This window comes from Agromyces solani, from assembly GCF_058349925.1.
Genome location: NZ_JBYRER010000001.1, coordinates 204137 through 223289 on the forward strand (window position 1 = coordinate 204137; position 19153 = coordinate 223289).

General features: G+C 73.4%; 18 protein-coding genes. 9 read left to right on the forward strand and 9 right to left on the reverse strand.

Features of this window, described 5'->3' with window-relative positions; all coding sequences use genetic code 11:
* Positions 1-45: 45 nt before the first annotated feature.
* The gene (locus tag AC3RJ7_RS01030) at positions 46-1461 is read right to left on the reverse strand and encodes an RNA polymerase sigma factor (protein WP_491454002.1); all 1416 of its coding nucleotides are present in this window, start codon (positions 1459-1461) and stop codon (positions 46-48) included.
* The gene (locus AC3RJ7_RS01035) at positions 1454-1888 is read right to left on the reverse strand and encodes a YciI family protein (protein WP_491426490.1); all 435 of its coding nucleotides are present in this window, start codon (positions 1886-1888) and stop codon (positions 1454-1456) included. Before AC3RJ7_RS01035 ends, AC3RJ7_RS01030 begins: the two co-directional genes overlap by 8 nt.
* A gap of 200 nt (positions 1889-2088) precedes the next feature.
* On the opposite strand from AC3RJ7_RS01035, the gene AC3RJ7_RS01040 reads away from it, so the two are divergent.
* Positions 2089-2451 (forward strand): heavy-metal-associated domain-containing protein, encoded by a 363-nt coding sequence (locus AC3RJ7_RS01040; RefSeq protein ID WP_491454003.1) that lies wholly within the window; start codon positions 2089-2091, stop codon positions 2449-2451.
* A 12-nt stretch (positions 2452-2463) separates the two neighbouring features.
* Here the strand turns inward: AC3RJ7_RS01040 and AC3RJ7_RS01045 are convergent, their stop codons facing one another.
* Together AC3RJ7_RS01045 and fdhD are read right to left on the reverse strand one after the other, a co-directional pair.
* Positions 2464-4827, reverse strand: coding sequence for an FdhF/YdeP family oxidoreductase (locus AC3RJ7_RS01045; protein ID WP_491454004.1), 2364 nt, complete (start codon positions 4825-4827; stop codon positions 2464-2466).
* A 2-nt stretch (positions 4828-4829) separates the two neighbouring features.
* The gene (gene fdhD / locus AC3RJ7_RS01050) at positions 4830-5756 is read right to left on the reverse strand and encodes a formate dehydrogenase accessory sulfurtransferase FdhD (RefSeq protein WP_491454005.1); all 927 of its coding nucleotides are present in this window, start codon (positions 5754-5756) and stop codon (positions 4830-4832) included.
* Between the two features lie 139 nt (positions 5757-5895).
* Between fdhD and mobA the strand changes: the two genes are divergently transcribed.
* From mobA to AC3RJ7_RS01065, 3 genes are read left to right on the forward strand one after another with little or no spacing between them, the layout of a single operon-like run.
* A complete protein-coding gene (mobA, locus tag AC3RJ7_RS01055; protein ID WP_491454006.1) occupies positions 5896-6510 on the forward strand; it encodes a molybdenum cofactor guanylyltransferase in 615 nt (204 codons plus the stop codon).
* A complete protein-coding gene (locus AC3RJ7_RS01060) occupies positions 6507-6776 on the forward strand; it encodes a DUF6457 domain-containing protein (RefSeq protein WP_491454007.1) in 270 nt (89 codons plus the stop codon). Before mobA ends, AC3RJ7_RS01060 begins: the two co-directional genes overlap by 4 nt.
* Positions 6776-7936, forward strand: coding sequence for a molybdopterin molybdotransferase MoeA (locus AC3RJ7_RS01065; protein WP_491454008.1), 1161 nt, complete (start codon positions 6776-6778; stop codon positions 7934-7936). The genes AC3RJ7_RS01060 and AC3RJ7_RS01065 overlap by 1 nt, the downstream gene beginning before the upstream one ends.
* Before the next feature lie 192 nt (positions 7937-8128).
* On the opposite strand, the gene AC3RJ7_RS01070 is transcribed toward AC3RJ7_RS01065, so the two are convergent.
* Positions 8129-10282: a copper-translocating P-type ATPase gene (locus AC3RJ7_RS01070; protein ID WP_491455205.1), complete on the reverse strand. Its 2154-nt coding sequence runs from the start codon at positions 10280-10282 to the stop codon at positions 8129-8131.
* Here AC3RJ7_RS01070 and AC3RJ7_RS01075 point away from each other — a divergent pair.
* The 4 genes from AC3RJ7_RS01075 (at position 10172) to AC3RJ7_RS01090 (ending at position 13287) form a co-directional block, all read left to right on the forward strand.
* Entirely contained in the window at positions 10172-10441 is a 270-nt protein-coding gene (locus AC3RJ7_RS01075; protein WP_491455250.1) for a hypothetical protein, read from the forward strand. The two genes, AC3RJ7_RS01070 and AC3RJ7_RS01075, sit on opposite strands and share 111 nt — an antisense overlap.
* Positions 10442-10580: 139 nt before the next feature.
* Positions 10581-11588, forward strand: a complete 1008-nt coding sequence (locus AC3RJ7_RS01080) for an NAD-dependent epimerase/dehydratase family protein (protein WP_491454009.1) — start codon at positions 10581-10583, stop codon at positions 11586-11588.
* A gap of 82 nt (positions 11589-11670) precedes the next feature.
* Positions 11671-12603 (forward strand): arginase family protein, encoded by a 933-nt coding sequence (locus AC3RJ7_RS01085; protein WP_491454010.1) that lies wholly within the window; start codon positions 11671-11673, stop codon positions 12601-12603.
* 189 nt (positions 12604-12792) lie between these two features.
* Positions 12793-13287 carry a SixA phosphatase family protein gene (locus AC3RJ7_RS01090; RefSeq protein ID WP_491454011.1) on the forward strand — a complete coding sequence of 165 codons (495 nt, stop codon included), beginning with the start codon at positions 12793-12795 and terminating at the stop codon, positions 13285-13287.
* A gap of 86 nt (positions 13288-13373) precedes the next feature.
* Here the strand turns inward: AC3RJ7_RS01090 and hutI are convergent, their stop codons facing one another.
* The 4 genes from hutI to AC3RJ7_RS01110 all read right to left on the reverse strand — a co-directional run bounded on the left by hutI (position 13374) and on the right by AC3RJ7_RS01110 (position 18435).
* Positions 13374-14597 (reverse strand): imidazolonepropionase, encoded by a 1224-nt coding sequence (gene hutI / locus AC3RJ7_RS01095; RefSeq protein WP_491454012.1) that lies wholly within the window; start codon positions 14595-14597, stop codon positions 13374-13376.
* A gap of 124 nt (positions 14598-14721) precedes the next feature.
* The gene (gene hutU, locus AC3RJ7_RS01100) at positions 14722-16443 is read right to left on the reverse strand and encodes a urocanate hydratase (protein WP_491454013.1); all 1722 of its coding nucleotides are present in this window, start codon (positions 16441-16443) and stop codon (positions 14722-14724) included.
* 70 nt (positions 16444-16513) lie between these two features.
* The gene (locus AC3RJ7_RS01105) at positions 16514-17782 is read right to left on the reverse strand and encodes a sensor histidine kinase (RefSeq protein WP_491454014.1); all 1269 of its coding nucleotides are present in this window, start codon (positions 17780-17782) and stop codon (positions 16514-16516) included.
* Positions 17779-18435, reverse strand: coding sequence for a response regulator transcription factor (locus AC3RJ7_RS01110; protein ID WP_491454015.1), 657 nt, complete (start codon positions 18433-18435; stop codon positions 17779-17781). Before AC3RJ7_RS01110 ends, AC3RJ7_RS01105 begins: the two co-directional genes overlap by 4 nt.
* A 127-nt stretch (positions 18436-18562) precedes the next feature.
* On the opposite strand from AC3RJ7_RS01110, the gene AC3RJ7_RS01115 reads away from it, so the two are divergent.
* Entirely contained in the window at positions 18563-19129 is a 567-nt protein-coding gene (locus tag AC3RJ7_RS01115; protein ID WP_491454016.1) for a hypothetical protein, read from the forward strand.
* Positions 19130-19153: the final 24 nt, after the last annotated feature.

Sequence of the window (19153 nt, forward strand, 5' to 3'; positions counted from 1 at the left end):
CGTCCTCCTCCGTCGGGCGCTGGGTTTCGATACGGCGCTTCGCGCCTACTCAACCCACCGCTCGACCGGCGGAGAAGGTTCGCCGAGCTCCGCGATGCGCGCGAGCAGCGCGTCGCGCTCGCGCTCGTTGCCCGTGAGCCGGGCGGCGGTCTCGAGCTCAGCGCGCGCCTCGACGGTGCGACCGAGCCGGGCGAGCAGCTCGCCGCGCACCGCGGGCAGCGGCGGGTAGCCGGCGAGCCGGCCGTTCGCGACGAGCTCGTCGACGACCCGCAGCGCCGACGCGGGACCCGTCGCCATCGCGATCGCGGCGGCGCGGTTGAGGTCGACCACGGGGGAGGGCGCGATGCGGCCGAGCGCCTCGTAGAGCACGACGATCTGCGCCCAGTCGGTCTCCTCGGCCGAGGGGGCCACCGCGTGGCAGCCGGCGATCGCGGCCTGCAGGCCGTAGGCGCCGCGCCCGCGGCCGATCCGATCGGCCCGGTCGAGTGCGGCCCGCCCGCGGGCGATCTGCGCGCGGTCCCAGCGCGCGCGGTCCTGCTTGTCGAGCGGGATCGCGCTTCCGTCGCGCGCGGTGCGCGCCGGGAAGCGGGCGGCGGTGAACTCCATGAGCGCGACGAGCGACTGGGCCTCGGGCTCGCGGGGCATGAGCCCGGCCACGATGCGGGCGAGCCGCAGGGCCTCGGCCGAGACGTCCGGTCGCAGCCATTCCTCGCCCGACGCGGGCAGGTAGCCCTCGTTGAAGATCAGGTAGAGCACGTGCAGCACCGACGCGAGCCGCTCGGGGTACTCGGCAGGCTCGGGCACCGCGAACGGCACGTTCGCGGCCGCGAGCGTCTTCTTCGCCCGCACGATGCGCTGCTGGATCGTCGCGGTCGGCACGAGGAACGCGCGCGCGATCTCCTCGCTCGAGAGGCCGCCGACGATGCGCAGCGTCAGCGCGATCTGCGCCTCGCGCGAGAGCACGGGGTGGCACGAGACGAACACGAGGCGCAGCACGTCGTCGTCGATCGTGTCCGGGTCCCAGAAGGTGTCGGATGCCTCGCCGCCCCGCTGCTCGAGGTCGCGGGCCATCGCGGCGTAGCGCTCGTCGAGCCGTTCGCGCCGGCGCCATCCGTCGATGGCCCGCCGCTTCGCGACCGCCGTGAGCCACGCGCCGGGGTTGCGCGGAACGCCCTCGTCGGGCCACTGCCTCAGCGCCTCGACGAGCGCCTCCTGCGCCAGGTCCTCGGCCTGGCCGACGTCACCCGTGAAGCGGGCGAGGGTCGCGACGATGCGGGCCGACTCGATGCGCCAGACCGCGGCGACCGCCCGCCGGGCGCGGTCGGCTTCGGCGGGACCGGCCGCGCCGGCTTCGGCGGGACCGGCCGCGCCGGCGCCGGAATGCCGGGCCCGGTCGGCGTCGGCGTGCGCCGAGCCGGCCGAGCCCGAGGCATCCGTCTCGCTCATGACGCGGTCACGCACCCGCCGTGCCCAGCCGGCCCTCGGCCTCTGCGCGCCAGCCGGCCTCCTTCTGGATCCACTCGTTGTCCTGCGGGAAGTCCTCGAGCTCGGTCACGCGACGCACCTCGAGCTTCGCGCCCGGCCCGAGCGGGCAGCGCTTGGCCCATTCGGCGGCCTCTTCGGGGCTCGAGGCCTGGATGATCCAGAAGCCGTTGAAGAGCTCCTTCGTCTCGCCGTAGGGGCCGTCGGTGACGACGGGCGGGGTCGAGTCGAAGTCGACGACGAAGCCCTCCTTGGCGTCGGTCAGGCCTTCGCCGGCGAGCAGCACGCCGGCCTTGATGAGCGACTCGTTGTAGGCGCCCATCGCGGCGATGACCTCGTTGAAGTCGAGCTGCTCGTAGGCCTCGACGGCGGCGTCGTTCGATCGCATGATCAGCATGTACTTCACGGTGTTCTCCTTGTTCGGATCGGTGTCGAGGACTGGCCGAAGTGCCCGCCTCACCCATGCGTCGAACAGGGTGGGCACCGGATCGACACGGCGGTGGAAAATCTTCGAGATTCTTCGTTCATGTTGGCAGAGGCGCTCGGTCGCTTGCGAGACATACCCAACCGGGGTATAGTTCTAAAGACGAGGAGAGGATGACCGACATGACCCACAGCCAGGCCGCCATGACCGTGCCCGAGGGCGCCACCGAGCTCCAGCTGACCGGTGAGGCAGCGGATGCGTCGTGTTCGTGCTGCGCGATCCCCGACGCGACGACCGTGTCGACCGCAACGGCCGAGTTCGACGGACTCGTGAGCGCCGATTACGCCGTCGCCGGCATGACCTGCGGCAACTGCGTCAACCACGTCAGCGCCGAGCTCGCCGGCATCGAGGGCGTCGAGGCGGTAGAGGTCGCGCTCGTCGCGGGCGGCGTCTCGACCGTCACCGTGCGCAGCACCGCGCCGCTCGCCGACGCCGCGGTCGCCGCCGCCGTCGAGGAGGCCGGCTACGAGGTCGTCGCGCGCTGAGCCGCGCGCCGGTCAGGGGACGGCGACGGGTTCGAGGCGCACGATGACGGCCTTGGACACGGGGGTGTTGCTGCCGTCGGCGGCGCTCTCGAGGGGCACGAGCACGTTCGCCTCGGGGTAGTAGGCGGCGGCGCAGCCCCTCGCCGTCGGGTAGGCGACGAGGCGCTGGCCGGGCAGCACCCGGTCGGGCTGGCCGGGCCACTCGCTCACGACGTCGACGCGCTGTCCGTCGGCGAGACCGAGCTCGGCGAGGTCGTCGGGGTGCACGAACACCACGTCGCGCCCCTTCTTGATGCCGCGGTAGCGGTCGTCGAGGCTGTAGATCGTCGTGTTGAACTGGTCGTGCGAGCGCAGCGTCTGCAGAATGAGCCGACCGGCGGGCCGCTCGAGGTGCTCGAGCTCGTTGACCGTGATCTGCGCCTTGCCGCTCGGGGTGTCGAAGCGCCGCACGCGCGGTGAGATCGGCAGTTCGAAGCCGTTCTTGCGCCGCACGTCGTCGTTGAAGTGCTCGAAGCCGGGCACGACCCGTGAGATGCGCTCGCGGATGAGGTCGTAGTCGCGCTCGAAGTCGGCCCAGGGGATCGACGCGACGGCGGGGTCTCGATACGCGCTCCGCGCTACTCGACCGGCGGAGCCGTCCGCAGTCCCCGAGCCGAACGTCGCCTCGGCCATGCGGCACACGACCGCGACCTCGGAGAGCAATCCCGGCGCGACGGGCGGGATCGCCCCGTGGCTGCCGTGCACCGAGCACACGGTGTCCTCGACCGAGACGAACTGCGGCACCCCGCCCTGCAGGTCGATCTCGGTGCGGCCGAGCACCGGCAGGATGAGCGCCTCCTCGCCCGTGACGACGTGCGAGCGGTTGAGCTTCGTCGACACCTGCACGGTGAGCTTCGCCTTGCGCATCGCCTGCTCCGAGGCATCCGTGTCGGAGATCGCGGCGACGAAGTTGCCGGCCATCGAGATGAACACGTCGATCTCGCCGTCGCGCAGGCCCTGGACGGTGCGCAGCGCGTCGCGGCCGTGCGCGCGCGGCACCGGGAAGCCGAACTCGGCCTCGAGCGCGGCGAGGAACCGCTCGGGCATCTGCTCCCAGATGCCCATCGTGCGGTCGCCCTGCACGTTGCTGTGTCCGCGGATCGGCGCCGCGCCCGCTCCGGGCTTGCCCATGTTGCCACGCAGCAGCAGGAGGTTCACGACCTCCTTGATCGTGTCGACCGACTTCTTCTGCTGGGTGAGGCCCATCGCCCAGGTGACGATCACGCGGTCGGCGGCGAGGTACGCGTCGGCGAGTTCGTCGATCTCCTGCGGCGTGATGCCCGTGGCGAGCAGCACCTCGGCCTCGTCGAGGCCCGCGAGATGCTCGCGGAACGCGTCGAGCCCCTCGGTGTGCGCCGCGAGGAACTCGTGGTCGAGCACGGTTCCGGGCGCGGCATCCTCGGCGTCGAGCACCCGCTTCGAGACCGCCTGCAGCAGCGCCATGTCACCGCCCGACCGGATCTGGATGAACTGGTCGGCGAGCTTCGTGCCCTTGCCGACGATGCCGCGCGGCCGCTGCGGGTTCTTGTAGCGGATGAGCCCGGCCTCGGGCAGCACGTTCACCGCGACGATGCGACCGCCGCGCCGCTTCTGCGCCTCGAGCGCGCCGAGCATGCGCGGGTGGTTCGTGCCCGGGTTCTGCCCCATCACGATGATGAGGTCGGCCTGCTCGAAGTCGTCGTACACGACGGTCGCCTTGCCGACGCCGATCGACGCGGTGAGGGCGGTGCCGGATGACTCGTGGCACATGTTCGAGCAGTCGGGCAGGTTGTTCGTGCCGAGCGCGCGCACGAACAGCTGGTAGAGGAACGCGGCCTCGTTCGACACCCGGCCGCTCGTGTAGAAGGCGGCCCGGTCGGGGCTCTCGAGCGCGTTGAGCCGCTCGCCGACGAGCGCGAACGCGGCCTCCCACGAGATCGGCTCGTAGTGGTCGGAGCCCGCGGCCTTGTAGACCGGCTCGACGAGCCGGCCCTGCTGCCCGAGCCAGTACTCGCTCTTGTCGAGGAGCGACGTGAGCGAGTTGTCGGCCCAGAACGAGGTCGGCACCGTGACGGGCGTCGCTTCCCACGTGACGGCCTTCATGCCGTTCTCGCAGAACTCGAGCTTGTGCCGGTGCTCGTTCGGGTCGGCCCAGGCGCAGCTCATGCAGTCGAAGCCGCCGTCCTGGTTGATCTTGAGCGACAGCTTCGCCGTGCGGCCCACGCCCATGTCGTCGAGCGCGGGCAGCATCGCGTGCATGATCGCGGGCATGCCGACCGCCGCGTCCTCCTTCGGGCCGACCTCGAGATCGGGGTAGGGGTCGACCACGGGTCGGGCGGGTGCGGGCTGGTCGTTCACGGTCACCTCGGTCGTGATGATGCGGGGTCGCGGGCGGGTTCGGCGGGCGCGGTGGCGCGGTCGGCCTCGGCCGAGGCATCCGTTCGCGTGGTCTGGACGGGGTCGACCAACCGGTCGGCCCTCGAGTAGGCGACCAGCGACGGGTCGCGCACGAAGCCGAGCAGGGTGAGGCCCGCCTCGTTCGCGAGCTCGACCGCGAGCGACGAGGGCGCGGACACGGCCGAGAGCACGGGGACGCCCGCCATGCTCGCCTTCTGCACGAGCTCGAAGCTCGCCCGGCCCGACACCTGCAGCACCATGCCGCGCAGCGGCAGCATGCCCTCGCGGGCGGCCCAGCCGATGACCTTGTCGACGGCGTTGTGGCGCCCGACGTCTTCGCGCACGACGAGCAGCTCGCCCGTGCGCCCGTCGAAGAGGGCCGCGGCGTGGAGGCCGCCGGTCTTGTCGAACACGTCCTGCGCGGCGCGGAGCCGGCCGGGCAGGGCGACGAGCAGCTCGGGGGCGATGCGCACGGGGTCGTCGTCGACGGCGAACGCCGACCGGGTGCGGACGGCGTCGATGCTCGCCTTGCCGCACACGCCGCACGCGCTCGTCATGAGCAGGTCGCGATGCACCGAAGCGTGCGGCGGGGCGACGCCCGCGGCGAGCGTCACGTCGAGCACGTTGTAGGTGTTTTCGCCGTCGGCGCCCGCGCAGTGGATAGCGCCCGCGACGTCGTCGCCGCGAACGACGACACCCTCGGAGACGAGGTAGCCGATCGCGAGGTCGACGTCGTGGCCCGGCGTGCGCATCGTGACGGCGAGCGGCGAACCGCCCACGCGGATCTCGAGCGGCTCTTCGACGGCGAGCAGGTCGTCGCGGCGGCTCACCGGCGACGACCGGCCGACGGTGACGCGTACGACCCGCTTCCTCGCGGTGATCCTGCCCATACCCTCCTTGGTAGCAGGATCGGTCGCCCCCGCAAAGCGCCGTGCGTCCACCGATTCAGATGCCCGGCATCGCCGATCGAGATGCCGTCGTCGCCCGGATGCGTCGTCGCGCGCCCGCCCGCCTGCCTAGCATGAACGCATGGTCGAGATCGGCGCCGTGGTGCTCATGGGCGGCCGCGCCTCGCGGCTCGGCGGCATCGCCAAGGGCGATCTGGTCGTCGACGGGCGCACCCTGCTCGAGCGGGCGGTGGCCGCGGCGACGGGCGTCGCCGCGGCGCGTGCGATCGTCGTCGTCGGCGAGCCCGGACGCTCGGTCCTGCCCGCCGAGGTGCGGGTCGTGCGCGAGGATCCGCCGTTCGGCGGCCCGGCCGCGGCCGTCGCGGCGGGGGTCGCCGCCCTCGATTCGGATGCCTCTGCGGTGCTGCTGCTCGCGGGTGACCTGCCCTACGCGGCCGACGCGGTGCCGGGGCTCGTCGTCGAGCTCGAGGCGGGCGTGCGCACCGGCGTCGACGGCGTGCGCGCCGTCGACGCCGACGGACGCGCCCAGCACCTGCTCTGCCTCGTTCGGCGAGCGTCGCTCGAACGCGCGATCGCCGAGCTCGCGGCGCGCCGCCCGCTCGATGGAGCGTCGATGCGGGCGCTCCTCGCGCCGCTGGGGTTCACCGACCTGCCGGTACCGAACGCTGCCACGATGGATGTGGACACCTGGGCCGACGCGAGTGCCGTCGGCGCGACCCGAGGGGAGACCCCATGACCGCGAACGACGACGACCTCGACCGCACGCTCGAGGAGTGGGCCGACCGGGTGCGTGCCGAGCTCGACCTCCCCGACGCCCCGCTCGACGTGAACGCCGTGCTCGGCGTCGCCGGGGTCGCCGCGCACGCGATCGTGCGACCGGCCGCGCCCGTGACGACGTATCTCGCGGGCTACGCCGCGGGCCTCGCGGCCGCGCGCGGCGTCGACCCAGAAGCTGCCGCGCGCGACGCGCTCGAACGCGTGCGCCGGCTCGCCTCGTCGTGATGCGCCTCGACCTCGAGACGGCGCGGTCGCGGGCCGCGGTCGCTGCGGCGGCCCCGCCGGTCGAGGAGGTGCCGCTGCACGTCGCGATCGGGCGCGTGCTCGCGGGCGCCCTCGCCACGCCGATCCCGCTGCCGCACTACACGTCCTCGGCGATGGACGGCTGGGCCGTGCGGGGTGCGGGGCCGTGGCGTCTCGTCGAGCGCGATGCCGGCGGCGACTCCGCCGCGGAACTCGCGGACGGCGAGGCCGTCGTCATCGTGACCGGCGGGCTCGTTCCCGCCGGTGCCGAGGCGGTGCTGCGATCGGAGGCGGGCCGAGTCGTCGACGGCCGGCTCGAGTCGGTCGGCGAGGTCGGGCGTGAGGATGTCGCAGGCCGGCGCCACCTCCGGCTCGCCGGCGCGGAAGCGACCGACGGCGAGATCCTGCTGCCCGACGGCGTCGTGCTGACGCCGCCGCGCATCGCCCTCGCCGCGGCGACGGGCGCCGACCGGCTGAGCGTGCGACGGCGGCCGAGGGTGTCGCTCGTGCTGACGGGAGACGAGGTCGTCGAATCGGGAGTCCCCGCACCGGGTCACGTGCGCGACAGCTTCAGTGCGACCCTGCCGGCGATCATCGCCGCGCTCGGCGCCGAGGTGGTCGGCGTGCACCGCGTGGCCGACGACGTCGATGCGACCGAGGCGGCGATCACCTTCGACCCCGCCGACGTCGTGGTGACGACAGGCGGCACGGGCGGGTCGGGCGTCGACTTCGTGCGTGCCGCCGTCGACCGGCTGGATGCCGAGTGGCTCGTGCCGTCGGTCGCGATCCGGCCCGGCGGGCCGACCTTCCTCGCGCGCACGCCCGACCGGCTCGTGCTCGGCCTGCCCGGCAACCCGCTCGCCGCGATGCTCGGACTCCTGGCGGTCGGCGGTCCGCTCCTCGCCGCCATGACCGGCCGCGCGGAGGCGACGACCGAGGTGGTCGTCGCCGAGACGGTCGACGGCGTGCCGGGTGCGACCCGCCTCGTGCCGGTCGTGATCCGCGACGGCCGCGCCGAACCGGCCGCGCATCTCGGCACGGGCATGATGCGCGGACTCGCCGACGCCGACGCGATCGCCGTCGTGCCGTCGACCGGCGTCGCCGCCGAGGCATCCGCCCTCGCCCTTCGCCTGCCCTGGTGACGCTCGATCGCCTGCTCCGCGCAGCCGCAGTGCAGGCAGAATCGCGAGACACGCCGGCCTGCGCCCGCGACACGCCGGGTCCCGTCGGAACGTGCCTGCAGCTGCCTGCGCTGCCTGCGCAGCGACGGCCGACCCGCCGCCCGAGGAGTCGGACGGCGGGTCGGTGAGGACGCGCGGCTGGGCGCCGCCGGCTCAGCGCGTGCGCTCGAGCACCGCGCGCGTCGAGGCCTCGGGGCGCAGGTCGAGACGGCGCAGCAGCTGCGCGTTCGCCGCGACGATGACCGTCGAGAGGCTCATCAGGATCGCGCCGACCGACATCGGCATCACGAACCCGATCGGGGCCAGGATGCCCGCCGCGAGCGGCACCGACACGAGGTTGTAGCCGGCGGCCCACCAGAGGTTCTGGCTCATCTTGCGGTAGCTCGCCCGCGACAGCTCGATCACCGAGAGCACCGAGCGCGGGTCGCTCGACGCGAGGATCACCCCGGCCGAGGCGATCGCGACGTCGGTGCCGGCGCCGATCGCGATGCCGACGTCGGCCTGGGCGAGCGCCGGCGCGTCGTTCACGCCGTCGCCGACCATCGCGACGCTGAGACCCTCGCGCTGGAGCTCCTGCACCTTGGCCGACTTGTCCTCGGGGCGGACGCCCGCGTAGACCCGGTCGATGCCGAGCTCGGCGGCGACGGTGCGGGCGACGGGCTCGGCGTCGCCCGTGATCATCACGACCTGCACGCCGAGCGCGTGCAGCGCCTCGACCGCCTCGCGCGACTCGGGCCGGATCTCGTCGGCGAGGGCGATCGCCCCCGCGACGGTGCCGTCGATCACGACGTGCAGCACGGTCGCGCCGGCCTCGGCCCACGGCGTGGATGCCTCGAGCGAGTCGAGCCCCTCCTGCCGCAGCAGCCCGGGGCCGCCGACCTGCACGGTGCGCCCGCCGACGTTCGCGCTGACGCCGATCGCGGCCGACGCCGCGAACCCGGTCGCGCCGTGCACGTGCAGTCCGCGGTGGGATGCCTCGGCGACGATCGCCTTCGCGAGCGGGTGCTCCGAGTCGGACTCGGCGGCAGCCGCATCGGCCAGCACGGCCTCGAGGTCGAAGCCGGGTGCCGCCGCGGCATCCGTCACGGCCGGCTCGCCCTTCGTGAGGGTGCCCGTCTTGTCGAAGAGCACCGCGCCGACCGTGCGCATCGTCTCGAGGGCGAGACGGTCGGTCACGAGCACGCCGCCGCGGGCCGCGCGCTCGGTCGCGATCTGCACGACGAGCGGAATGGCGAGGCCGAGGGCGTGGGGGCACGCGATCACGAGCACCGTGATGGTGCGGACGACGGCGTCGTCGGGGTCGCCGAGCAGGGTCCACGTGATCGCCGTGATGACGGCGGCGCCGAGCGCGAACCAGAACAGCCAGCCGGCGGCGCGGTCGGCGAGGCGCTGCGCGTGCGAGCTCGAGGCCGGCGCCTGCGCGACGAGGCGCTGGATGCCCGCGAGGGCGGTGTCGTCGCCGACTGCGCCGACCCGCACGCGGATCGCGGTGTCGGTCGCGACCGTGCCCGCGACGACGTGGTCGCCGGGGCCGCGGCTCACCGTGGCCGACTCGCCCGTGATCATCGACTCGTCGATCGCGGCGGTGCCGTCGACGACCTCGCCGTCGGCCGGCACGCGGCCGCCGGGACGCACGATCACGAGGTCGCCGACCCCGAGGTCGCTCGGGGCGACCTTCTCGATCTCACCGGATGCCTCGCCGCCCTCGATCACGCGCTCGGCCTCGTCGGGCAGGAGGGCGGCGAGGGCGTCGAGCGCGCTCGAGGCCTGCATGATCGAGCGCATCTCGATCCAGTGGCCGAGGAGCATGATCACGATGAGGAGCGCGAGCTCCCACCAGAAGTCGAGGTGGTGGCTCACGAGCATGAGGCTCGCGGCGAGGCTCGCGAAGTACGCGACCGTGATCGCGAGGCCGATGAGCAGCATCATGCCGGGCTTGCGGGCCTTGAGCTCCGACCAGGCGCCCGTGAGGAACGGCTTGCCGCCCCAGAAGTACATGACCGTGCCGAGCACGGGGGAGATCCACGGGACGATCGGGTTGTCGGGCAGCGAGTAGCCGAGGATCGACGCGAACATCGGGCTGAACGCGATCGTCGGGATCGCGATGACGAGCATGATCCAGAACAGGCGGCGGAACTGGCCGACGTGGTCGCCGTGGCCGCCGTGACCCGCGTGGCCCGACATGTCGTGGCCGGCGTGCATATCGTGCGCGTCGTGCGTCGCCTCGGTGTTCGCGCCGTGCCCGGCGTGCATGTCGTGACCGGCGTGCATGGCGTGACCGGCGTGCATGTCGTGACCGGCGTGCATGTCGTGGTCCGCCGTGGTGGCATGGCCTGGCTGCGCGGCGTGCTGCGAGTGGTCGTGGCCCGCGTGCAGGTCGTGGCCGGCGTGCATGTCGTGGCCGGCGTGCATGTCGTGCTCGGTGTGCGTCTCGTTCTGGCCGGCGCCCATCGCGTCCTCCTGTGATCGTCCCCTCAGGTTAATACCCCTAGGGGGTATCTGCAAGGGGGAACCGCGACCCGATCCCCACTATTCCGCATCCGTGCGCATCCGCGCTCGGCGAACATGATGGCGCCCACCGCGCGGGCTCTGCTGTGATGACGACATGCAGATCCTGATCCTCGGTGGAACCCAGTGGCTCGGACGTGAGCTCGCGCGCGAAGCGCTCCGGCGCGGACACGCGGTGACGTGCCTCGCGCGCGGCGAAGCCGGCGAGGTCGCGCCCGGGGCGCGGCTCGTCGTCGGCGACCGGTCGCAGCCCGACGCGTACGACGGACTCGGCGACACCGACTGGGACGCCGTCATCGACGTCACCCGCCAGCCCGGCTTCGCCCGCCGTGCGGCTGCCGCGCTCGCGCCGCGCGCCCGGCACTGGACCTTCATCTCGTCGGGCAACGTCTACGCGCGCCACGACGAGCCCGGCGCCGGCGAGACGGCCGAGCTGATGGCGCCCCTCGAGTCCGACGAGTCGACGCCCGAGACCTACGGGGAGGCGAAGTCGGCGATCGAGCAGGCGTACCGCGAGGCCCTCGGCGATCGGCTCCTCGTCATCCGGCCCGGGCTCATCGGCGGCCCCGGCGACGCCTCAGGCCGCACCGGCTACTGGGTGGCGCGCGCCGCTCGCGACGACGAGCCGATGCTCGTGCCCGACATCCGGGATGCCTCGGCGCAGTTCATCGACGTGCGCGACCTCGTCGGCTGGACCGTCGACTCGGTCGAACGCGGCCTGACCGGTGCGTTCAACGCCGTCGGCGATCGCTCGACGTTCGGCGCGTTCCTCGACGCGTCCCGTGCGGTCGGCGGCCACCGCGGCGAGGTGCTGCCCGCGCCGGGCGCATGGCTCGAGCAGCAGGGGGTCGCCGAGTGGTCGGGCGACGAGTCGCTGCCGCTCTGGATCGTCGACCCGACGTGGGCGGCGTTCCAGGACCGCTCGAACGCCGCTGCCCGGGCGGAGGGATTGCGCCTGCGCCCGGTCGGCGAGACGCTCGCCGACCTGCTCGAGTGGGAGCGCGAGCAGGGGCTCGACCGCCCCCGCGGCGCCGGGCTGAGTGCCGGCCGCGAGCGCGAGCTCGTCGCCGCGTTGCGAGCCGCCGAGCTTCCGCCGGTCGAGTAGCGGCGGCCATTCGTCTGGGATCGCAGACGTCGAGCCACGGCGGGTACTGGGCGGGCGCGCCGTCGACTCGTAGCGTTGGGGCATGGCCGACGTCGCACTCTCGAACGATCCCCTCTGGCCCCGCGCGGGAGACTGGCCCGCGCCCGAGTCGCTCGCGGCCGAGGCATCCGCCCGCCTGGCCCTGCTCGGGGTGCCGGCCTGGCGCACCTCGCTCTCGCCGACGAACGCGCACGCGACGCCCGCGGCCGTGCGGCAGGCGCTGCGCCGGTACAGTCCCGCGCTCGTGCCCGCCCGCGAGGCGGGCCGCGACGCGATCGACCTCGGCGAGCAGCTCGTCGTCGACGCCGGCGACATCGTCGAGCCCGACGGCCCCGAGGGCGAGGCGCGCACGCGCGCCCGCGTCGCCGAGCTGCTCGAGCGCGCCGAGACCGTCATGGCGCTCGGCGGCGACAACTCGGTGACCGTCGCGACCGCGCTCGGCGCCTACGGCGACCGGCTCGACACCGCCGGCCTCATCACGATCGACGCGCACTACGACCTGCGCGAGGGCGTCTCGAACGGCTCGCCCGTGCGCCGACTCATCGAGGCGGGTCTCGACCCGCGGCGCATCGTGCAGATCGGCATCGCCGACTTCGCGAACTCGGCCGTGTACGCGCGCCGGGCGGCCGAGCTCGGCATCACCGTGGTCCACCGCGACGAGCTGCACGGCCGTCGCCCGGCCGACGTCATGGGCGAGGCGCTCGAGATCGCGGGGGCCGCCGGCGGCCCCGTGCATTTCGACATCGACGTCGACGCGTGCGACCGCGCGGTCGTCCCCGGATGCCCGGCCTCGATGCCCGGCGGGCTCGCCGCGTGGGAGCTCCGCGCGCTCGTGCGCGCCGCCGGCCGCGACCCGCGCGTCGTCAGCGCCGACCTCGCCGAGGTCGACGCGACCGCCGATGCGCCCGACGGCCGCACGGTGCGACTCACGGCGCTGTGCGTGCTCGAGTTCCTCGCGGGCGTCGCCTCGCGCTGAACGCCGTCCCCTGCTCCGAAGCGCGGTCTTCCCGGGGATCGGACCGACGGCTCGCCCTCGATTCAGGAAAACGCGCGCGGCTCAGGACGCGTCGGCGGACTCCGTCCTGAGCAGCGTCCTCTCTCCTGAATCGAGCGAGGACGGGGCCGGGGACTGGTGGCCCGCGCCCGGCAGTGCCACGCTGGGGCCATGAAGACGCTCTACCTCGTGCGGCACGCCAAGTCGGACTGGGGAGACCCGGGGCTCGACGACCACGACCGCCCGCTCAACGAACGCGGCCTGCGCGACGCCCCCGCGATGGGGCACCGGCTCGCGGAACGGGGCGTCGGCCCCGACCGGATCGTGACGAGCACGGCGGTGCGCGCCCGCAGCACGGCGCGGCTCCTGGCGCGCACCCTCGGCATCGGTGACGACCACGTCGTCGAGGAGGACCGGCTCTACGGGGCGACCGCATCGCGCATCCTGCACGTCGCCTCGGGGCTCGACGACGCCATCGATACGGCGATGCTCGTCGGGCACAATCCGGGCATGAGCGACGCCGTCGGCGAGCTCACCGGCGAATGGGTCGAGCTGCCGACGTGCGCTGTCGTCGAATGCCGCGTCGACGTCGACTCCTGGGCCGAGCTCATCGAGGGCACCGGCGACCTCGTGGCGGTCGACACCCCCAAGGGCAAGGTTCGCTGACGTCGCTGAGGTGTGCGACATCACGACGCGGGGTCGTCTCCCCCAGACGCGAGGCGGGCGGGCGAGAGGCGGGCGGGCCGGCCCGCTCAGGCGACCGTGGTGCCCGCCGCCCAGACGCGGCGCACGAGCGGCACACCCGGCCGGTAGGCGAGGTGCAGGTAGCTCGGCGCGTCGAGCTCGACGAGGTCGGCGCGCATTCCGGGGCGGAGCGCGCCGACATCGGTACGGCGAAGCGCCTTCGCGCCCGCGGCGGTCGAGGCCCAGAGCGCCTCGGCCGGGGTCATGTTCATGTCGCGCACCGCGACCGCGATGCAGAACGGCATGGAGCTCGTGAAGCACGAGCCCGGGTTGCAGTCGCTCGCGAGGGCGACGGTGACGCCGGCCTCGATGAGCCGCCGCGCGTCGGGGTAGGGCTGCCGGGTCGAGAACTCGACGCCCGGGAGGAGGGTCGCGACCGTGTCGGAGCCGGCGAGCGCCGCGACATCCTCGTCGCTCAGGAACGTGCAGTGGTCGACCGAGGCCGCGCCCAGCTCGACCGCGAGGCGCACGCCGCCGCCCTCGCCGAGCTGGTTGCCGTGCACGCGGATGCCGAGACCGGCGTCGCGGCCGGCCTCGAGCACGCGACGCGACTGCTCGGGGGAGAACGCGCCGCGCTCGCAGAACGCGTCGACCCAGCGCGAGTACGGGGCGCAGGCGTCGAGCATCTCGCCGATGACGACGTCGACGTACGCGTCGCCCGCCGCGGTCGGGTCGCCCTCGAAGCGCGGGTCCTCGCGGAACTCGAACGGCACGACGTGCGCGCCGAGGAAGGTGACCTCATCGGTGACTTCGCGGGCGAGGCGCACGAGGCGCTCCTCGTCGGCGACGCTCAGGCCGTAGCCCGACTTGATCTCGAACGTCGTCGTGCCCTGCGCGTGCAGCTCGGCGACGAAGCCCGCGAGGCGGGCCCGCAGCTCGTCGTCGGTCGCGGCGCGGGTGGCGGCGACGGTCGAGCGGATGCCGCCCGCCTCGTAGCGGCGGCCCGCCATGCGCGCGGCGAACTCCTCGGCGCGGTCGCCGCCGAACACGAGGTGCGTGTGGCTGTCGACGAAACCGGGGATGACGGCGCGGTGACCCGCGTCGACGATCTCGGCGCCCGTCTCGGGGGTGTGCGCGGAGGCCTCGGCGGCGGCGCCGACCCACTTCACCGTGCCGTCCTCGACGAGCACGGCGGCGTCGCGCACGATGCCGAGGGGACCGCCCTCGCGGCCGGGCTGCTCGTCGTTCGTGACGAGCTCGCCGATGTTCGTGATGAGGGTGGCGCGAGGCATCCTGTTCGCCTTTCGATCGTGGTGCTGAGTCGAGTGTTGCAAATCGAGTGGGCACCCGTCGTCCGAAATCGCTGCGAATCCGGACGATGAGTGCCCACTCGATGGGGGAGGGGCGGGAGCGCGCTCAGCCCTCGAGCATCGGCACGTCGACGCCGCGCTCGCGCGCGACCTCGACCGCCCGCTCGTAGCCCGCGTCGACGTGACGGATCACGCCCATGCCCGGGTCGTTCGTGAGCAGCGCCGTGAGCTTCGCCGCGGCGAGCTCGGTGCCGTCGGCCACGGAGACCTGGCCGGCGTGGATCGAACGGCCGATGCCGACGCCGCCGCCGTGGTGGATCGACACCCAGGTCGCGCCCGACGACGCCGCGGTGAGCGCGTTGAGCAGCGGCCAGTCGGCGATCGCGTCGGAGCCGTCCTTCATGGCCTCGGTCTCGCGGTACGGCGAGGCGACCGAGCCCGAGTCGAGGTGGTCGCGGCCGATGACGATCGGCGCCTTCACCTTGCCCTCGGCGACGAGCTTGTTGAACAGCAGGCCGGCCTTGTGGCGCTCGCCGTAGCCGAGCCAGCAGATGCGGGCGGGCAGGCCCTCGAACTCCACGCGCTCCTGCGCGGCGTCGAGCCACTTGTGCAGGTGGGCGTTCTCGGGGAAGAGCTCCTTGATGGCCTCGTCGGTGACGCGGATGTCCTCGGGGTCGCCCGAGAGCGCCACCCAGCGGAACGGCCCGAGGCCCTCGCAGAACAGCGGGCGGATGTACGCCGGCACGAAGCCGGGGAACTCGAACGCGCGGTCGTAGCCGCCCTTGCGCGCCTCGTCGCGGATCGAGTTGCCGTAGTCGAAGACCTCGGCGCCCTCGTCCTGGAACTCGACCATGGCCTGCACGTGGTGCGCCATCGACTTCTGGGCCTTCTTCGTGAAGCCCTCGGGGTCGTCGGCCGCGGCCTGCTTCCACTCGTCGACCGAGATGCCCTCGGGCAGGTAGGCGAGCGGGTCGTGCGCGCTCGTCTGGTCGGTGACGACATCGACGGTCAGCTCGCCGGCGCGGTGACGGCGGAGGATCTCGGGGAACACCTCGGCGGCGTTGCCCACGTAGCCGACCGACCAGCCGCGGCGCTCCTCCTTGGCCTTGAGGACCTTGGCGATCGCGGTGTCGAGATCGGTCTCGACCTCGTCGAGGTAGCGCTTGCCGGCGCGGCGGCGGAGGCGGGTCTCGTCGACGTCGACGATGAGGCAGGCGCCGTCGTTCAGGGTGACGGCGAGCGGCTGGGCGCCGCCCATGCCACCGCAGCCGCCGGTGAGGGTGAGCGTGCCGGCGAGCGGGCCCTCGCCCTCGCGCGGCGTGCCGAGCGAGCTGCCGCGACCCTCGGCGATGAGCTTGTTGCCCACGGCGGCGAAGGTCTCGTAGGTGCCCTGCAGGATGCCCTGCGAGCCGATGTAGATCCACGAGCCGGCGGTCATCTGGCCGTACATCGTGAGGCCCTCGGCCTCGAGGCGGCGGAACTCGGGCCAGGTCGCCCAGTCGCCGACGAGGTTCGAGTTGGCGATGAGCACGCGGGGCGCCCACACGTTGGTGCGGAAGACGCCGACGGGCTTGCCCGACTGCACGAGCAGGGTCTCGTCGGCCTCGAGGCGCTCGAGGGTCTTCGTGATGGCGTCGAACGCCTCCCAGTTGCGGGCGGCCTTGCCCGTTCCGCCGTAGACGACGAGGTCTTCGGGGTGTTCGGCGACCTCGGGGTCGAGGTTGTTCATGAGCATGCGCAGCGGCGCCTCGGTCTGCCAGCTCTTCGCGGAGAGCTCGGTGCCGCGAGGCGCGCGGACGGTGCGCGTGGTGGTCGTTGCGTCGGTCATGATTCGATGGTCGCGCACGGGCGGCACCCCGACAATGGATGCCGCGGGCCGGGCGTCTGGGATCCCAGAACTAGCGCGTGGTGGCGTAGGGCTCGCCGGGCAGCAGCACGGTCACGACGAGCCCGCCCTCGGGCGGCGCCACGAGTGCCATCTCGCCGTCGTGCGCCTCGACGATGGCGCGCACGATCGAGAGGCCGAGCCCCGCGCCCGTCGCCGGCCCCGCGCCCGTGCGCTCGCCCTCGAGCCGGCGGAAGGGCTCGACCAGCGTGCCGAGCTCGTACGGGGCGATGACCCGGCCGGAGTTCGCGACCTCGAGGAGTGCCCGGCCCGAGGCATCCGTTCGCGTGGTCACCCGCACCCGGCCGCCGGAGGCGAGGTTGTGCCGCAGCGCGTTGTCGACGAGGTTGCGCACGAGTTGCTCGAGCAGCACGGGGTCGCCCGCGGTCGGTGCCTCGTCGGCGGTGACGTCGATGGACGGGGCGGACGTCGACGGGCCGCTCGCGCCGGAACCGGCGACCGCCGTGGGGGCACTGCCGGCTCGCGCCTTCGCCTCGTCGACCACGTGCTCGGCGACGTCCGCGAGATCGACGAAGCGCCGCTCGCCGAGCTCGCGCTCGGAACGGGCGAGCAGCAGCAACCCGTCGATGAGCCGCTCGTGCCGTGCGTTCACCTCGAGCAGCGTCTCGCCGAGCAGCTTCAGGTCGGGCGACGCGTCGGGCCGCTCGGACGCGACCTCGATGAGCGCCCGGTTGAGGGTGAGCGGCGTGCGCAGCTCGTGCGACGCGTTCGCGATGAACCGGCGCTGGGCGTCGAACGCCGTGTCGAGGCGCGCGAGCATGCCGTCGAACGTGTCGGCGAGCTCGGTGACCTCGTCGCGCGGGCCGGTGAGGTGGATGCGCTCGTGCATGCGACGGTCGGCGTCGGGCGCGTCGGCGATGCGCTTCGCCGTCGCGGTGATGGTCGACAGGGGGCGCAGCATGCGCCCGGCGAGGAGCCAGCCCATCCAGGCGGCGATCGCGCCGACCACGACGACGGCGATCGCGCCCTGCGTGATGAGCGCGCCGAGCGCCTCGTCGCGGGCGGCGCTCACGAGCTTGACGGTGTACTGGTAGCCCTCGTCGGCCGCGCCGGGCGGCATCGGCGCGGCCGGGTCGAACGAGGGGACCGGCTCGCCGGGCGCGGTGCAGCAGATCGACGTGCTCACGATGGACGTGTCGCCCACGATGCGCTGCTGCACGAGGGCCCAGGTGAGCACGAGCATGACGATGCCCGCCACGAGGAACAGCGCCCCGTACACGACCGTCAGCCGTGCGCGCAGGGTGAGCCGGAATCCCCTCATCGGATGCGATACCCCACGCCGGCCTCGGTCTCGATGATCGAGGGATCGCCGAGCTTGCGGCGCAGCTTCAGGATCGTGATGCGCACGACGCCCGTGAACGGGTCGATGTTCTCGTCCCACGCCTTCTCGAGCAGCTGCTCGGCCGAGACGAATGCGCCCTCGGCGCGCAGCAGCTCGACGAGCACGGCGAACTCCTTCTTCGAGAGGGGTACGTACCGGCCGTGGCAGACGACCTCGCGGTGGTGGGTGTCGACCCGCACGCCGGCGCGCTCGAGCACGGGCGGCACGGCCGGGCGCGAGCGACGGCCGAGCGCCTCGACCCGCGCGCCGAGCTCGGCGAAGGCGAACGGCTTCGGCAGGTAGTCGTCGGCACCCATCGCGAGTCCGGCGACCCGGTCGTCGACCGTGCCGGCCGCGGTGAGCATGAGCACCCGCGTTGGCAGGTCGGAGGCCGCGATGTGCCGGCACACGTCGTCGCCGTGCACGACGGGCAGGTCGCGGTCGAGCACGACGAGGTCGTAGTCGTTGACGTCGACGCGCTCGAGCGCGCTGCCGCCGTCGCCGACCACGTCGACCGCGTGCGCGGCGTTCCGCAGCCACTCGGCGACGGCGTCGGCGAGCAGCGGCTCGTCCTCCGCGACCAGGATGCGCATCTGCCCATTGTCGCCGTTCGGCGCGTTACCGGGGCGTTAGCGGGCACGATCACGACCGGGAAACGGCGCCTCGGGTGTGCTGGGACGAGTCGGGGCCGTAGCGGCCCCGCCGACGGAAGGACCTCGGATGCCCCGCCCCGACCGCTTCGCGACGACGAGGACGTCGACCGCGACGAGCACGCCGCTGGTCGGCGCGCTCGTCGTCGCCGCGCTGCTCCTCACCGGATGCGCGGCCGACGGGCCGCCGTCGATCGCCTCGCTCGCCGATGGGGATGCCTCGGCCGGACCGGCCTCGGGCGTCGCCGCGAGCACCGAGCCGGCCGCCGACCTCGACGGCGACCCGCGCGGCCTCAGCGCCTGCATGGCCGAACAGGGGGTCCCGATCGCGATGCCCACCCAGGAGGGGAACTCGTTCACGTACCAGTACCCCGAGGGTGTGCCGCTCGACGAGGTCGACGAGGCGCTCGGCGCCTGCGCCCGGTTCATGCCGGGTGGCGGCGCGCCTGCCGAGAACGACCCGGAGCAGCTCGCGCGCCTGCGCGACCTCGCCGAATGCATGCGCGCCGAGGGCGTCGCGGACTACCCCGATCCGAGGCCCGACGGCGTCATCGACATCCCCCCGGGGAGTCCGATCGATCCGACCGACCCCGACTACCTCGCCGCCCAGGCGGCCTGCGTGCGCAGCGACCGCTGACGCACCCTCACGGAAGGACACGAC

Coding starts and splice junctions, on each gene's coding strand:
- AC3RJ7_RS01040 (WP_491454003.1), top strand. CDS start 2,089: ATGACCCACAGCCAGGCCGCCATGACCGTGCCCGAGGGCGCCACCGAG.
- fdhD (WP_491454005.1), bottom strand. CDS start 5,756: ATGGGCAGGATCACCGCGAGGAAGCGGGTCGTACGCGTCACCGTCGGC.
- mobA (WP_491454006.1), top strand. CDS start 5,896: ATGGTCGAGATCGGCGCCGTGGTGCTCATGGGCGGCCGCGCCTCGCGG.
- AC3RJ7_RS01060 (WP_491454007.1), top strand. CDS start 6,507: ATGACCGCGAACGACGACGACCTCGACCGCACGCTCGAGGAGTGGGCC.
- AC3RJ7_RS01065 (WP_491454008.1), top strand. CDS start 6,776: ATGCGCCTCGACCTCGAGACGGCGCGGTCGCGGGCCGCGGTCGCTGCG.
- AC3RJ7_RS01070 (WP_491455205.1), bottom strand. CDS start 10,282: ATGCACGCCGGTCACGACATGCACGCCGGTCACGCCATGCACGCCGGT.
- AC3RJ7_RS01080 (WP_491454009.1), top strand. CDS start 10,581: ATGCAGATCCTGATCCTCGGTGGAACCCAGTGGCTCGGACGTGAGCTC.
- AC3RJ7_RS01085 (WP_491454010.1), top strand. CDS start 11,671: ATGGCCGACGTCGCACTCTCGAACGATCCCCTCTGGCCCCGCGCGGGA.
- AC3RJ7_RS01090 (WP_491454011.1), top strand. CDS start 12,793: ATGAAGACGCTCTACCTCGTGCGGCACGCCAAGTCGGACTGGGGAGAC.
- hutI (WP_491454012.1), bottom strand. CDS start 14,597: ATGCCTCGCGCCACCCTCATCACGAACATCGGCGAGCTCGTCACGAAC.
- hutU (WP_491454013.1), bottom strand. CDS start 16,443: ATGACCGACGCAACGACCACCACGCGCACCGTCCGCGCGCCTCGCGGC.
- AC3RJ7_RS01105 (WP_491454014.1), bottom strand. CDS start 17,782: ATGAGGGGATTCCGGCTCACCCTGCGCGCACGGCTGACGGTCGTGTAC.
- AC3RJ7_RS01110 (WP_491454015.1), bottom strand. CDS start 18,435: ATGCGCATCCTGGTCGCGGAGGACGAGCCGCTGCTCGCCGACGCCGTC.
- AC3RJ7_RS01115 (WP_491454016.1), top strand. CDS start 18,563: ATGCCCCGCCCCGACCGCTTCGCGACGACGAGGACGTCGACCGCGACG.